The sequence below is a fragment of the Exiguobacterium sp. RM11 genome (genome assembly GCF_059821525.1).
Genome location: NZ_CM187558.1, coordinates 763,889 through 779,800 on the forward strand (window position 1 = coordinate 763,889; position 15,912 = coordinate 779,800).

Here is a 15,912-nt window from a genome sequence, read left to right on the forward strand (position 1 = left end):
AAAGTGAGAAGGAGGTCAATGGATCATGAAACGAGAGAATAAAGTCTGGTTGATGGGGTTTCAAATCATCATGAACATCATCGGCGGACTCATTGCGGCATATGGGTTGGAGTCTGTACTCATCCCGAACAACGTGTCGGACGGGGGCGTCACCGGCATCAGTATCGTCGGATCGCAGCTCACGGGATTACCGCTCGGAATCTTTATCGGGATTCTCAATATCCCGTTCATCTATCTCGGGTATAAACAGATTGGGAAAAGCTTCGCAATCCTTTCCGTCACGGGAATCGCGTCGTTGTCTGTCGGTACGGTGATCATGCACCATGTCCCGACCATCATCGAGGGCGACGCGCTCCTCATCACCGTGGTCGGCGGAATCATCCTGGGATTCGGGATGGGGATTTCCCTCCGTAACGGGGGTGCGCTTGACGGGATTGATATGCTGGCCGTCCTCTTGTCTCGTAAACTGCCGTTCGGGACGAGTGACTTGATTTTATTTTTGAATACGTTCGTCTTCATCGTCGTCTCGACGGTGTTCGGGCTCCAAGGAGCCGTCTTGTCGGCGATTGCCTATTTCATCGCCTCGAAAGTGATTCATATCGTCGAAGAGGGATTGAGCGGGGCGAAAACGTTCAAGATCATCACGAGTGAACCGCATGAAATGGTCGAGACGATTCGGGACCGTCTCGGACGGAGCGCCACGTTGAATCAAATCCAAGGTGCGTATTCAAAAGAGAGCTATTACGAAATCACGTGCGTCATCAACCGGCTCGAAGAACGAAAGATCAAGGACATCATCGATCAAGTCGACCCGAAAGCGTTCGTTGTCGTGTACGAGGTGACGGAAGTCAAAGGCGGGAATTTCCAAAAACGCGATATTCACTAACGGATGGCCACGTGCCGTCCGTTTTTTTGTATGACAAGGATACGTGTGCCGTGAAAACATTCCGCATGTCTGAACCAGTAAGGCAGGAAATCGGACGCAAAAAGTGGAATGAGACGATGCAAGGGAAAGGGGAGGATGGAGCATGTATGCACTGATCGGAAAGCTCGTCACAAAAGCGGGACAACGTGACCGACTCGTGGCGATTTTATCGGAAGCGGCGCGAGAGATGGAGGCGACATCGGACTGTGAATCGTATCGAGTCCACGTGTCGCTCGACGAGGCGGACACGGTGTTCGTCTATGAAGTGTGGCGGAGTGAGGATGCGCATGCGGCGTCGTTGTCGCTTACTGAAGTGAGGGCGTATATCGATCAGGCGAAGCCCATCCTCGAGCGGATAGAGCGGATTGCCGCGCTCGAACTGCGGACGTGACGGAATCATTGAATCAACAGGCGGATGACCACGCGTCGTCCGTCTTTTTTGCAGGAGAAATAGATGGATACCGAGAACAAGACAGGATTCGGAAAGGAGGGAACGTATGCGCCCACTCATACTCGGGGTCTTCGCGGCCTTGTTTTTTGCGAGCACGTTCGTGTTGAACGAAGTGATGCAAGTCGGGGGAGGTAGCTTCACCTATAGTGCCTCGCTCCGCTTTTTATGGATGATCCCACTGTTGATGCTCGTCGTCGCCTTACGGGGAGGACTCAAGCGGGTCGTCGCGGCACTTAAAAACAATCCGCGTCCGTGGATAATCTGGGGGACGGTCGGGTTCGGATTCTTTTACGTTCCCATCTGTCTCGCCGCCGAGGTCGCACCCCCGTGGCTCATCGCGGGCACGTGGCAAGTGACGATCGTCGCCGGGGCACTGTTGTCGCCACTCTTCAAAAAAGCGGACGGGTCACGCGAACAGATCCCGTGGCGAGGACTTCGGTTCTCGAGCCTGATCTTGATCGGTGTCGTCTTGATGCAAGTCGAGTTTTTTGAGTCGTTCGAGCCTCGCTTCCTTTGGCTTGGTGTCGTCCCGGTCGTCATCGCGGCCTTCGCGTATCCGCTCGGCAACCGCAAGATGATGCAACATACGGACCTCGACGTGTTCGAACGCATCCTCGGGATGTGTCTCGGGTCGCTCCCGGTCTGGTTCTTGCTGTTCGGGTACGGGTTGACGACGGGGCGTCCCTCATCGAGCCAGCTCGGACAAACGTTCTTCGTCGCCTTGTTGTCAGGGATTGTCGCGACCGTCCTATTTTTCAAGGCGACGGACCTCGTCAAACACGACATGGGAAAACTGGCGTCCGTCGAGGCGACGCAGGCGCTCGAAGTGTTGTTCGCCCTCATCGGCGAGCTCCTGTTCCTCCATGCGGTCATGCCGTCCCCAATCGCCTTGACCGGGATCACACTCGTCATGGTCGGCGTCGTCTTCCATAGTCGGAGCCAATTCATCGAGCTTCCGATGGCAATTGAAAAGGAAGCATAAAAAATACCTCGCTCCTTCGAGCGAGGTATTTTCATGAACTTGTTGTCAAACTGCCTTTGACTTTGTCGTAAAAGTCATCCATCATGCCAGTACGGCTGCCGAGCTGACAGATGAGTTCGAGCGTTTCTTTATAGAACTTTTTGACGAGTCCTTTGTTTTTGATCCCGTCCATCGACGCGAGCGTCTTGTCGAGGTTCTCTAAAATCTCTTTGATCTGTGCGTCCGAGTCCGGTTTGACGACCGTCATGTTCTCCGGGATGCTGACGACCTTCTCTTGACCTTGGTGGCGGAACGATGCGCCGAAGCCGAGGTTCTCGATGAAGAGGTGCGGCATGACCTTTTGACCGAAGAAGTGCTTGTGCCAGTCTGTCGCTTTCATCGTGTCCATATCTTGTTTGAACGTGGAAGCCGTCGAGACGTATTGTTTAAACAAATCCGTCATGAATTTCTCGATGACCGGGATTTGAAGGGCGAAGACGTTTTTCAAGAGCGCGTCGAGCTGAGCGCGCGTCAAAGTAGTTTCGTTAGACATGTCAGTTCCTCTTTTCTCTAGTACGTTACTACCATCGTATGGGATTGGCGGACGGTCGTCAATGTAAGGGGAAACATTTTTTCAGAATATTTGATGAAAAGTCATCAACTTGTGGGATAATCAAGTGAAGACATCAACAAGTAGGGAGTGGTTCTTGTGAACAAATCGATGAAATGGGCGCTCGCGCTCAGTGTGACAGGTGCATTGGTGGCAACGGTCGGTGTCGTCTCGTCCCGGGGACGGACAGAGGATACGACGCAGACGATCCGTGACCGAGAGCTCGGGTATGAGATCATCTTGCCATCAAAAATCGTTGCGGCGATTGAGCGCGGTGACGTCTATATCGAGAAGGCACAGGACGTCGTCGACATCGGGGACACGAAGAGCTATAGCACGTTCGATTTGTATTATAACGTCGAGGATGGGGACGACCAGCTCTTGTTCCACTTGGACTTGATCGACCGTGAATTGACGGAAGAGGCGTTCGCGACAGAGGTCGGTTATGGCAACTACCTCGGCACGAACGACAAGACGTTCTTCTGGGTCGAACCGACAGAGGCCGTCCCGGGCGCGGAGGCGTATACGGATGAGATCGCTGCATTGATCGAGACACTCCCTGAGTTGGAGTTTCGGACGTTATAATCTCGTAAGTTGGCTCGCTACGGCGGGCTTTTTCCTTTGTGCTACAATACAAATGAGGTGATGTACATGAATTGGACAGTAGAAGAAGTAAGACAGGCAGATGACGTCAAGGCGTTAGAACAGGCGGTCAATACGAACGACAAAATCGACGTCAAAGTCGGTCACGAGTCGCTCGGACAGAACGACTATGCGGTATATGACGGGGAAACGCTCGTCGGGTATCTCATGCTCTTCCCGTATCTCCCGAATGAGTATGAGGTGAATGCGCTCGTCCATCCAGAATATCGGAAACAAGGCGTCTTCACGGCACTGCTCGAGACGGCGAAACGGGATGCGAAACTGAACGGCTGTGAGGCGTTCACGTTAGTCATCGACCGGAACTCAGCGTCTGGGAAGGCGGTGCTTGAACATCTTCAGGCAGCGTATCAGTTCTCGGAATACAATCTCGTCTTGAAGAAGGCGGAATTGTTCTTGAAACCGGACGAGGTATCGCTCCGTGAGGCGACGGCAGACGACCGCCCGCTCATCATCGCGACACTCAGCGAGGCGTTCGGTGACCCGGTCGATGTGACGGAAAACATCTATCAACAAATCGATACACCTGACCGCGTGACGTATATCGGCGAAGTCGACGGCAAACCGGTCGGCATCATCCGTGCCCTTCTCGTCGGTGACGATGCGGCAAGCATCCACGCATTCGGCGTCAAGGCATGCGAGCAAGGCAAAGGCTACGGCACGAAGATGTTGAAGCAGATGGTACAACAACTGTTCCGTATGGGCCGGACGAAAGTCGAACTCGATGTCGAGACGGAAAACAAGGCGGCGCTCGAAATCTATAAGCGCGCAGGCTTTGCAGAAAATGGCGGCTACGAGTTTTACATGATCGAATTATGAGGTGACCCACATGGTGAAAAATCTGAAATGGCTCGGTGCAGCGTTTGAAGCATTTCTTGGGATTCCGATTCTCGGTGGTCTCTTCATCATCGGGATGGGGTATTCGCCCCTCGGATTCATGTTCGTCTATCACGTCATTGTGTTGATTCTCTCGTTCAGTCGACTTAACCGATTCTCGTATGGTGCGGCTGTCGGGATCACGGCATCGGTCCTCGGGTTCATTCCGATTGTCGGGATGATGCTCCACTGGGCGGCAGCGATCACGCTCGCGATTGATGCAGTGACGACGCCACGCCGTGTGACGCACGTCGAACGTGACGATGAAGCGTTTTGACGAAACGTACTCCTTTACGGGGTACGTTTTTTCATTGACCAAACGTTCAACTGAAAACGCTATACATTCATTGGAAATCGGACGATATAGGGAGTGATGAACACAATGAGGAGGAACAACACAGTGAAAGTATTTAAAAACTTTACGACGCAACTGCTCGCGTGGATTTTGGTCACGTCCTTTATCACGGGCGGAGCGGTCGGCTACATCACGCTATTGCTTTTGACAGAACTCGAGATGGAACAAGGTCAGGTCATGCTCGTCGGTACGGTCGTGGCGTTACTCATCTCGTCACTCGGCGGCATTGTCATTTACTTGATTGCCCGTCGTCCACTGAAAGCGGTCGAGATGGCTTCAGAGAAAGCCGTCGAAGTCGGGAACGGCGATTTGACGGTTCACTTCGCGGACGAGAAGACATCAGACCGTTCGGAGATGGGACGTTTGCTCTTGTCGATGGACAACATGGTCGAGCACCTCCGGGAGCAAGGAACGAACATGCGCTATACGGCGGACCAGTTGACAGGTTCAGCGCAAGAGATTGCGGCAGCGGTTCAAGAAGGAAACGTGGCAGGCGAAAACATTCGTGTCGCGATGGATTCCCTCAACAAGATGTTAGAAGATAACGTCAGTGCGACATACAATTCGATGGATTTACTCGGAGCGGTCGCGCGGACAATGGAGAGCATCCGTCAAGAAATGTCATCGGCGCTTGATTCAGCGAGCGAGATGCAACAAGAAGCGGAGAGCGGGAAAGGGCTCGCGTCGTCGTCAGTCAACGCGATGCATGCAATTGCTGGAAAAGTGGAGCAATCATCGACGCTCAACAGCCAGTTGACAGAGATGACAGGCGAGATCTCACGTATCACGGATGTCATCAGTGACATCTCAGCACAGACGAACTTGCTTGCCTTGAACGCGTCAATTGAAGCGGCACGTGCCGGAGAGCATGGACGTGGCTTCGCTGTCGTAGCGGCAGAAGTGAAAAAGCTCGCCGAACAAACGGCGAACTCGACACAAGAAATCACGGATCTCATCGTCGACGTGAAGCGTCTCGTTGGCGACACGTCATCATCGATGGCAAACGTGAAAGCAGAAGTGGAGACAGGCGTCGGTTTGGTTGAAAAAGCAGGCGGTGCGTTCGCATCGATTCATAACTCAGCGAATGAAGTGTACAGCCATGTCCATTCGGTCGATTCACTCCTCGATGAATCACGCGGTCAGATCGATTCGGTCGTGACGAACTCGGCAGGCATCGTCGGTATGGTCGAAGAAGCGTCGCGTTATGCGAATGAAGTGACGTCAGCGGCGAGCCAGCAAGCGGCAAGCCTTGGTGAAGTGAACGGGGCGATGACAGAGCTCGTTCGTGTCGCGGAGAGTTTGCAGAACGAGACGGAACAGATGAAAGTATAATGAAAAGGAAAAGGTAGACGAAAAAAACCACTCATAGTAGTCGTTCGGTGTGAAACGAACGACTACATGAGTGGTTTTTATTAAATCACAATTAATAAGTGAATCTTGGAATATCAAAGTGAGTCGTATAAGAGTTTAGTAATTGATACGTTGTATACAATGTATATGTTTGTTTATAGGCCCATCCAATATCAGTGGCATATTGATTCAGACCCGGATTGTCCGGATTAAATCGCATTTTATAAAGCGTGTTTTGATTTCTTGAGTTATTGATATACTTCTCGCTGATCCATTGACCGCCACCATAAATCGCGCTTTCAGGACTGAACCAACCTTGAACAAATGCATGTTTCGCCCCTGCTGCAGTTGGATTGCTATCAATCGCTCCAATTCCGAACATATTGTAAACCTTTTTATAGTTTGTGGCAGCAGAAGTACTCAAGTTTCCATTTTGGTCTACCCAAACCCCTGATGCGAGAGTAGATGTACCGTTCCCTGTTTCAAGGAAGGCGTGAGACATCAAATAGACTTCATTAATATTAAAATCTTTCGCAGCATTGACGAATGCCTGACCTTGTCCGCTTAATGTTCCTTTTGATTGTAAGGCATTATTTAAGACCGTAGCAGAGACATTTGCTGATTTAGATAAATCAAGATATTGGAATGCTTCTCGAGACGATCCGTTCACATCATTGAATTGAACCGAGCGCGGATCGATATATTTTAAAATATCTTCATTCTTAGCGATGCGCCAAGTATTATCAAATACTCGTTCACCCTGACCTGCTTTTCGTGTATACGAAACCGTATAGAAATCACCGACTTGGCCAGTTATGGTAACGATTGTGTTCAATGGAAGTACGCCATAAATATGAGAAGTGGCATTAGGTTCAGAGCGTACATTCAATGTAGAAGCTGTAATTTTTCCGTTTCGAGTCCCGTCAATCGGTGATACGTAACTTTTTGAAACATAACCCGGTGCGTTTCGGTATGCGTCGGTTTGAGCATATACACTAGCTTGTTTTCCAAGCATATAGACCAAGCTATAGTTATAGTCCGTATAATTTAGTACGACATTTTTTTCACCTGGTTCTGGTTCAGGCACATCGGGTCCTTCATATAAGGTTAAGTATTGACGGCTAACGTATGCGGTCGTCAAGACATCGTTCACATAGAACTCAATCTTAGCCCAGTTGGAATTTGTGTTTTCTAATACCGGTACGATTTGGTTGTATGACAATTTCCCAATTAAGTTATCGCCAATTTCCGGAGTGGAGCGTACGTTCAACGTTGGGTCTGCTGTAACAATTGCTCGATACAGTACGGTAGGAGCTTCAACAGCTTCTTTTAAGTATGTTGAATCCATATAACCGATACTAGCCCCATATTTGACTTTGAACCATTTCCCGTGTTTAGAGATGAGATGAACCTCTTTCCCTTTCGGAACGACTTTGATGGAACTATACGTTTCTGCAGGACCAGTTCTTAGATTGAGGTCTGCCATTACATCATACTTGCCGATGGTCACGATTGATCCAGCAGGGGGTGTTTCGACTTCGATGACCTCTTTCAAATCTGCAATCGGAAGATAGCCGTACTTGGTACCAAATTTGACTTTGTACCAATCTCCCTTGACCGCTAGCACATGAACTTCTTTTCCAGCTTCAATCGTTTTAATAGCTGTGCTAGTAGAGCTAGCTGCAGCTCGCAACACGAGAGATTTGAGTAATTCAAATTTAGGACTCCCTGGAATTGCAGTCTCTACAGGTTCACTGGGTGTGGAAGTGACTGGAGTTAAATGTTCCTTCGTTAAATAACCATATTTGTTTCCGTATCGTACTTTGACCCAAGCACCATGGTTAGAAATGTGATACACTTCGTGTCCTTTCGGAATAACTTTAATGATGTTATCAGAGAAGGTTGGGCTTGTTCTGAAGTTCAAGTTTACATTTAACGTGTATTTTTCAGGAGTGGTCGTACTAGAGTCGGAATCAATTTTATCTTTTTCAGTGACATCGTTGATGGACATATAACCGATTTTCGCACCAAATTTGACGCGTACCCAGTTGCCGTGCGTTGAAATTAAGTGCACTTCTTTACCTTGGTCAATCGAGCGAACGATTGATGATGTATAGGACGTGCTTGAGTGTAAATTGACTTTACGATTTGTGATGAATACAGTTGATGTCACAATGGTCGTTGATGTTTTATCAAGTTCTTCTCCACCATCTTGAGGTTTTAAATACTGGCTAGCGACATAACCTGTCTTTCTACCGTATGATACTCGATACCAGTCTCCGTGTTTAGAAACCAAACGAACTTCGTGTCCTTCAGGAATCGTATTGATAACTGTAGCTGATAGGCTCATTGCGGAGCGTAAGTTCAATTTTGCTGTAGTATTATAACGCTCTACTGTAGAAGAAGTGCTTGTCGACGTAGTCGTTTTTAAATAGGAACTCGCGACATATCGTTTCGATCCATTGAAATCGATTTGAGACCATGTCCCAGATGTTCCGAGAACCGAAACAATTTGTCCTTCTTTCAATTGTCCAACTATTGAAGAAGTGGTTGAGGTAGAAGAGCGAACGTTTAAAATTGGTGTAGTGACTGTAGCTTTTGTTTCAGCATCCGCCTGATGTGGAAGTTGTGTTGCAAAAATGGTAGATGTGATGAGTATCGATGTACTTAGGCGTTTCATGCTTTTGTTCAACGTGCGGGTCCTCCTTTTCCGTAATTTCCTACTTTGTGGATAGGTTCGTCACAAGTATAGAAAAGTAGGTATGCGATTGAAAGGATAATTTGTTAAAAGAGGTAAATGCTTGTCGATTATTATAAAGAGTTCAATATTTAAAAGTGTGAATGCAAAAAAAATAAAAATAGTATTAAACACCTGATGAATTGAACCGATATTGAGTATGGAAACGCTAAAACCGTTCCAACTAGTGTAAGGTGAGGGGCCGGCCTAAACCTTGCATGCTCGGACAAATGGATTTGGAAGAGCGGAAAAACTTTAAACCTATGGAGGGAAATTACAATGATTATCAACCACAACCTTAACGCTATGAACGCACACCGCAATATGTCAGCGAACACTTCAAACGCTGGGAAAGCAATGGAGAAATTATCTTCAGGCCTTCGCATCAACCGTGCTGGCGATGACGCAGCTGGTCTTGCAATCTCTGAAAAAATGCGTGGACAAATTCGCGGTCTTGATATGGCTTCGAAAAACGCACAAGACGGTATCTCAATGATTCAAACAGCTGAAGGCGCATTGAACGAAACACATTCAATCCTTCAACGTATGCGTGAACTTGCTGTTCAAGCATCGAACGACACGAACGTAACTGTAGACCGTGATGCAATCGGTGACGAGTTGGCTGAACTTGGTAAAGAAATCACGCGTATCAAGGATAACACTGAGTTCAACGAACAGACTCTTTTAGACGGTACTGCAGGTAACGCTGGTACAGTTACATTCCAAGTTGGTGCTAACAACGCACAAACTATGACGGTCGACTTCACAACTGCTGGAATCAACTTGACTGATGTTGAAACAGCTGTTGGAACGTTGACTGGAACAAGCGTAGCTGATTCAGCAACTGCTACAGCGTTGATCGATACAATCTCGACTCAAATCGAAACAGTGTCAAAAGGACGTTCACTTTTGGGGGCAACTCAAAACCGTCTCGAGCACACAATCAACAACTTAAGCACATCTGCTGAAAACCTTCAAGCTGCTGAGTCACGCATTCGTGACGTAGATATGGCCAAAGAGATGATGAACTTCACGAAGAACAACATCCTTAACCAAGCTTCACAAGCAATGCTCAGTCAAGCTAACCAACAGCCGCAAGCAGTACTTCAACTTTTACGTTAATTTTAAAAATCAAACATTAAGCAAAAAGTCACTATTTCTAATTAGAAATAGTGACTTTTTGCAGGCTGTTGACGAACCAGATCGCAAGATGCGATCTGGTTCGTCTTTTTTTATGTTCAACGAGCTTGAGGCGTTCTGTCCGACAAAAGATTGAAGAAATGTTATGTAGACAGTCCTTTCTGGCCAACAGGTTGGCCAGCTTCTTCATGTTTTGTGCGGTGGCTGCCACCAGATTGGCGCGTTGGACCTTCGCGGTCCCCCTGTAGAAGGTGAAACGGAGCCCGTGGAGCTCTTTCCCATCGGCGAACGAGCGCTCGACGGTCTGTGGCCGCAGTCGGTAGAGGGATTTTCCAGTCGCGGACAGGCGGTTCTCGTTCACCTGCTCACGGTAATGTTCATCGACGTGGCGTGTGATGTCCCTTCGGTGCGTCCGGCTGGACGTGCACTTCTCGAGGAGAGGGCAGTTCTGACAGATGGAGGGGTCGGACACGTAATGGTGATAGCCGTGGCGGTCCGTCGTCTGATAGGTGAGGCGCTGTCGCGCCGGACAGAGATATGCATCTTCCTCGGGCAGGTACGTGTACCGGGTCTTGCGGAACATCCCCTTCTTTCCGCCGAAACGCCTCCGGGCGATGACCCCGAAGATGCCCCGTTCGACGAGCGCCTTCGCCGATCCCGGTCGTGAAGTAGCCGGCATCGAGTGCGACCGCCTCAAGCGGGAAATGGAAACGTTCGAGGACATGGTCGAGCCGATTGAGATAGACGGTGCTGTCCGAGACGTTCCCGGGTGTGACGTGTACATCGACGATGAAATTGTGCTTGGCGTCGACCGTCCGATGCGCCAGCCAGAAAAAGCCTTCCGGCTTCTGGTCACGATACATGTATCCCGCATCCGGGTCGGTCCGGCTCATCTTGACGAGCCGGCGCTCCCTCTTCTCAGATGCCGGTTTCAGTTCTTTTTTCCGCGTTCGGCCCGTTCCTCGTTCACGCGGGTGAGAAGCTCGTCCTCGATCGCACCGACGACCCGTTCGACCTCTACCTTGTCGAATTTCTTCTTGTTCGCGTTCGCTCGGATGTGCGTGGAATCCGTTATCAGGATGCGTCCGGAGACGAGACCGTGAGATTCCGCCTGTCGGACGATGTCCTCGAAGATTTGTTGGAACACGTCGTTCCCCTGGAAGCGTCGGCGGTAGGCCTGGCTGATCGTCGAATGGTCGGGAACCTTCTCATCGATGCCGAGACCGAGGAACCAACGATAGGCGAGGTTCGTCTGAACCTCCCTCACGGTCTGGCGCACGGAACGGATGTTGAACAGGGGTCCGAGTAGGATAATCTTGATGATGATCTCCGGATCGATGCCGGGCGTACCGGTGTTCGAATAGAGCGGGGCGCAGAGCCGGTGCACGATCGAGAAGTCGATGTGACGGTCGAGTCTCCGGACAAGATGATCCTGCGGGACCAGCTGGTCCAACGTGGTCTTCGACTGGATCGGTTCATGTCGTTTCTCAGAATGGGCGCGATACATATCGGGTTCCTCCTTTTGATGACGGGCGAACTTGTTGTTTACCTTCTTCTTTCCCTGTTTGTAAGGGTTCGAAGTATGTATCAGGCTTTTTCTTCGGCCATCGAGGCCTCAGAAAAAGACAAACGGCCGTCAGATGACGACCGTTTGCGTTGCTCGCCCAACGGCGCCCCGACTCCGACAGGAAAGCAATCCGACGGAGACCCAGCAGCGACCTAGGTCGCGATGCGGCTCCGGGATTGCCTGCGGAAAGCGTGGGCGCCGGACAGGCGAGCGATATGATTCATGTTAGTCAACAAGCTGCAAAAAGTCACTATTTCTAATTAGAAATAGTGACTTTTTGCTTAATGTTTTTTTATTTCCATCCGATACTACTAATGGAATATAATTCATTGTTTAATTCTAAAAAATACAAATTAAGGATTGTGATTCTATGAACGCGCAAATTAAGAAGACTTTAACGTTATTAGTGATTTTCATAGTAATATTATCTCCAATAGTTCAAGCGGTGGATATTATTATTGAAGATCCGAAACCTGATACTACGGCTCCTACTTTAGGTGCAGTTGAAATTAAAGAAAGTGCAGTTACTCCAACGCAGTCTCAGAAATTTAGAGTTGAAACCACCGATGACTTATCGGGTGTAAAAACTGTCACAGCAGTTTTTAGGCATGATTCAGGAATATCTAAGTATATATATCTACAGAAAAGTGACGGGTATTTCTTTGACGGTGTTTTTTCAGTAGATCGTTATGAAAAAGTAGGAGATTGGAAGTTACATACAATTGAACTAACAGACAACAAAACTAACAGAACTACATATTACTCAACTGGTTCAGGCTATTCTAACACGTTCGACTTTTCTGAAAGCTTTTTTGTAGTATCAGGGACTGAAGTACGTCCACCAGTACTACGTCCAGATGATTTTGAAGCTCCTAAATTATCATCAATTACCGTGAATACTGAGACCGACGAATTATTAGTTTCCCCTACTACACCGTTATCAATAAAAGTTGAAGCAACAGATAATATGCTAGAAGTGGAGAGGGTTTATGTAAACTTTACTACTCCAAGAGGAACCGATACTACAGCATACTTATCATATAAAGCTAATACAAATACATTTGAAGGCTCTTTATATCCAAATCAATTTGAAGAATTAGGAACTTGGAGAATATCTTCCGTATATTTAAGTGATGGTTGGAATACAAGAACTGTTTATAATTCATTGTTTTACCCAACGGCTACTGAAAAAATTGATATGGAAATCGATAGTTTTGAAGTAATTAATACGACTCCCGATTTTTCACCTCCGACGTTGGATGGCTTAGAAAGAGCGCTTACCCAAGTCTCTTCAAAGTCGGCTATTTATAAATTAATTGCTACGGTTAACGATAATTTATCAGGAGTAAACTCAGTAAGTGCAACATATTTAAAACCAAATAAATCAAGTTTTAATGTCCAATTCAGTAAATTGAATGACGGTAGATATTATGCTGAAATCCCGATTGATCAATATGATCAATTAGGCAAATGGACGATGCATTCGATGACATTAAGAGATGCTAGGTTTAATGATATAACTATATATAATTCTGAATTGAATACTTATGCGAACAATAAGAGAGATTTTAGTCCATATAACTTTACTGTAAGAGGATTGATCTCGTTAGAACCCGTAGTTCCTTTTGGGATTGATTCTACTTACTCACAAATTGAGATTAATCCGGGGGAGACTCAAGTACTTACGACGCATTTAACTTATTCAGATGGAAGTAAAATTGATGTTAGTGCAACGAAAACCGGCACAATGTATTCTACAAATACAAAAGAATTGAATATTGATGCCAATGGAACGATTACTGCAAGCGTGGATATTCAATCAGGTGAATACTTTATTGATGTGAAATATGGCGCCTTCTATAAACGAATCAAAATTTTAGTGCCTGGGGAATACGAAAAAGAAAATCGCCTGATAGTATCTCCTTCAAATTTGACACTCTCTAAAGGGGCGACTCATCAACTTAGGGTATCAGCTGAAATTAATGGCAATTTATATGACGTTAGTGGTACTGATAATGATATCACGTACATCAATGAGTCCCCCCAGTTAGTATCGATAGATTCTAATGGATTAATTAAAAATCTAACCGATGCAGTTTTGAAAACTAAAATTGAAGTACGATATAAAGATTTGACGACTTCAATTGAAGTAAATTTAACGGGTCCACCTTCAGTAGAAAAAGTAGTTAGCTCTCCTTCTGAAATCGAATTATTTAGAGGAAGTAATATTCAACTTAACAGTCGAGCGTTGTTCTCGGATGGTTCATCAGAGACCATATCTAACTCTTCGAACACTACTTATACAAGCTCTTTAACTAGTAGAGTGGCTGTTAACGGAACTGGACTTATTGAAGTTCCCTTAGATGCATCTTATGGATTTGCTACAGTTATAGTTAAAAATGGTGCTAATTTTTCAAAGGTTATAGTAAAAGTGATTGAAGATTTAAGTAATGTCCTGGCTGGACTTGAGGTATTCGATCCGGAATTGACAATGTATCGTGATGATAGTTATCAACTCGATGTAAAAGGTATATATCCGACAGGTAAACGAGACATCACATCGAGCACAGAGGGGACGACATATGTGAGCTCTGTGCCGAGTCGGGTGAGTGTGGACGCCGAGGGCCTCCTAACGGTCCCGGCGGGAGCAACATACGGCGTAGCGACAATCACGGTAAAGAACGGGACGTTCGTGCAGAAGTTGACGGTGACGATCGCAGAAGATACGAGCAAGGTTCTCGGTGGCATCGAGGTGACGGGGCCGGAGACGTCGTTGGAACGTAACGCGACATACCAGCTCGAAGTGACGGGGACATACCCCACGGGCCAACGAGACATCACATCGAGCACAGAGGGGACGACATATGTGAGCTCTGTGCCGAGTCGGGTGAGTGTGGACGCCGAGGGCCTCCTAACGGTCCCGGCGGGAGCAACATACGGCGTAGCGACAATCACGGTAAAGAACGGGACGTTCGTGCAGAAGTTGACGGTGACGATCGCAGAAGATACGAGCAAGGTTCTCGGTGGCATCGAGGTGACGGGGCCGGAGACGTCGTTGGAACGTAACGCGACATACCAGCTCGAAGTGACGGGGACATACCCCACGGGCCAACGAGACATCACATCGAGCACAGAGGGGACGACATATGTGAGCTCTGTGCCGAGTCGGGTGAGTGTGGACGCCGAGGGCCTCCTAACGGTCCCGGCGGGAGCAACATACGGCGTAGCGACAATCACGGTAAAGAACGGGACGTTCGTGCAGAAGTTGACGGTGACGATCGCAGAAGATACAAGCAAGGTTCTCGGTGGCATCGAGGTGACGGGGCCGGAGACGTCGTTGGAACGTAACGCGACATACCAGCTCGAAGTGACGGGGACATACCCCACGGGCCAACGAGACATCACATCGAGCACAGAGGGGACGACATATGTGAGCTCTGTGCCGAGCCGGGTGAGTGTGGACGCCGAGGGCCTCCTAACGGTCCCGGCGGGAGCAACATACGGCGTAGCGACAATCACAGTAAAGAACGGGACGTTCGTGCAGAAGTTGACGGTGACGATCGCAGAAGATACAAGCAAGGTTCTCGGTGGCATCGAGGTGACGGGGCCGGAGACGTCGTTGGAACGTAACGCGACATACCAGCTCGAAGTGACGGGGACATACCCCACGGGCCAACGAGACATCACATCGAGCACAGAGGGGACGACATATGTGAGCTCTGTGCCGAGCCGGGTGAGTGTGGACGCCGAGGGCCTCCTAACGGTCCCGGCGGGAGCAACATATGGAATAGTAACCATTACTGTAAAAAATGGAATGGTGAATCATAAGATTACAGTGACCGTTTCAGAGAATCCTTACAACACACTTATAGAATTAATGGTTTCTGATTCTACAATCTATCTTAGAAGAGGAGAGTCCTATTCTCTATCTGTTCAAGGGATTTATTTATTACGAACTGAAGATTTAACCCTAGGGTCGACTGGAACCACCTATATCAGTTCAGTCCCGAGCCGATTAGTTGTTGGCGGTGATGGTGTTTTGTTAGTACCTTCAAATGCAACTACTGGACTAGCGGTCGTCACCATCAAGAACGGACAAAAATATGTAAAGAAAACTATCCACATAATCAACTAAATGAGAGGTGTCTAATTTCATCCAAAAACAGAAACAATCTTGTGACGATTGTTTCTGTTTTTTTAGTACAAAAAGGTATTCATATAAATCGAGTTAAAGAAAACTCTTTATCAATAAGTGAAAAGTTGGGTATTTGTTGCCGATA

General features: G+C 47.9%; 11 protein-coding genes and 1 pseudogene. 9 read left to right on the forward strand and 3 right to left on the reverse strand.

The genetic code is table 11. From position 1 onward, the window contains the following. Positions 1-25 precede the first annotated feature (25 nt). The 3 genes from AC5LIL_RS04080 to AC5LIL_RS04090 all read left to right on the forward strand — a co-directional run bounded on the left by AC5LIL_RS04080 (position 26) and on the right by AC5LIL_RS04090 (position 2,358). The gene (locus AC5LIL_RS04080) at positions 26-886 is read left to right on the forward strand and encodes a YitT family protein (protein ID WP_499824992.1); all 861 of its coding nucleotides are present in this window, start codon (positions 26-28) and stop codon (positions 884-886) included. A 142-nt stretch (positions 887-1,028) separates the two neighbouring features. Beyond that, on the forward strand, positions 1,029-1,316 hold the full coding sequence (locus AC5LIL_RS04085) for a putative quinol monooxygenase (protein ID WP_499824993.1): 288 nt from the start codon (positions 1,029-1,031) through the stop codon (positions 1,314-1,316). A 106-nt stretch (positions 1,317-1,422) separates the two neighbouring features. Further along, positions 1,423-2,358: a DMT family transporter gene (locus tag AC5LIL_RS04090; protein WP_499824994.1), complete on the forward strand. Its 936-nt coding sequence runs from the start codon at positions 1,423-1,425 to the stop codon at positions 2,356-2,358. A gap of 31 nt (positions 2,359-2,389) precedes the next feature. Here AC5LIL_RS04090 and AC5LIL_RS04095 read toward each other — a convergent pair whose 3' ends face one another. After that, positions 2,390-2,890: a hypothetical protein gene (locus tag AC5LIL_RS04095; protein ID WP_074033734.1), complete on the reverse strand. Its 501-nt coding sequence runs from the start codon at positions 2,888-2,890 to the stop codon at positions 2,390-2,392. A 156-nt stretch (positions 2,891-3,046) separates the two neighbouring features. Between AC5LIL_RS04095 and AC5LIL_RS04100 the strand changes: the two genes are divergently transcribed. The 4 genes from AC5LIL_RS04100 to AC5LIL_RS04115 all read left to right on the forward strand — a co-directional run bounded on the left by AC5LIL_RS04100 (position 3,047) and on the right by AC5LIL_RS04115 (position 6,170). After that, positions 3,047-3,532 carry a hypothetical protein gene (locus AC5LIL_RS04100; protein WP_499824995.1) on the forward strand — a complete coding sequence of 162 codons (486 nt, stop codon included), beginning with the start codon at positions 3,047-3,049 and terminating at the stop codon, positions 3,530-3,532. A 66-nt stretch (positions 3,533-3,598) separates the two neighbouring features. Beyond that, a complete protein-coding gene (locus AC5LIL_RS04105) occupies positions 3,599-4,426 on the forward strand; it encodes a GNAT family N-acetyltransferase (RefSeq protein WP_499824996.1) in 828 nt (275 codons plus the stop codon). A gap of 10 nt (positions 4,427-4,436) precedes the next feature. After that, positions 4,437-4,760, forward strand: a complete 324-nt coding sequence (locus AC5LIL_RS04110) for a hypothetical protein (RefSeq protein WP_499824997.1) — start codon at positions 4,437-4,439, stop codon at positions 4,758-4,760. A 123-nt stretch (positions 4,761-4,883) separates the two neighbouring features. Further along, entirely contained in the window at positions 4,884-6,170 is a 1,287-nt protein-coding gene (locus tag AC5LIL_RS04115) for a methyl-accepting chemotaxis protein (RefSeq protein WP_499824998.1), read from the forward strand. A gap of 91 nt (positions 6,171-6,261) precedes the next feature. On the opposite strand, the gene AC5LIL_RS04120 is transcribed toward AC5LIL_RS04115, so the two are convergent. Beyond that, a complete protein-coding gene (locus AC5LIL_RS04120; RefSeq protein WP_499824999.1) occupies positions 6,262-8,880 on the reverse strand; it encodes an SH3 domain-containing protein in 2,619 nt (872 codons plus the stop codon). A 324-nt stretch (positions 8,881-9,204) separates the two neighbouring features. On the opposite strand from AC5LIL_RS04120, the gene AC5LIL_RS04125 reads away from it, so the two are divergent. Beyond that, positions 9,205-10,047, forward strand: coding sequence for a flagellin (locus AC5LIL_RS04125; RefSeq protein ID WP_021066574.1), 843 nt, complete (start codon positions 9,205-9,207; stop codon positions 10,045-10,047). Between the two features lie 178 nt (positions 10,048-10,225). Here AC5LIL_RS04125 and AC5LIL_RS04130 read toward each other — a convergent pair. Beyond that, a pseudogene (locus AC5LIL_RS04130) lies at positions 10,226-11,572 on the reverse strand (IS1182 family transposase); the annotation flags it as partial. Positions 11,573-12,002: 430 nt separating this feature from the next. On the opposite strand from AC5LIL_RS04130, the gene AC5LIL_RS04135 reads away from it, so the two are divergent. Further along, positions 12,003-15,767, forward strand: a complete 3,765-nt coding sequence (locus AC5LIL_RS04135) for a hypothetical protein (protein ID WP_499825000.1) — start codon at positions 12,003-12,005, stop codon at positions 15,765-15,767. The last annotated feature ends 145 nt before the right edge of the window (positions 15,768-15,912 follow it).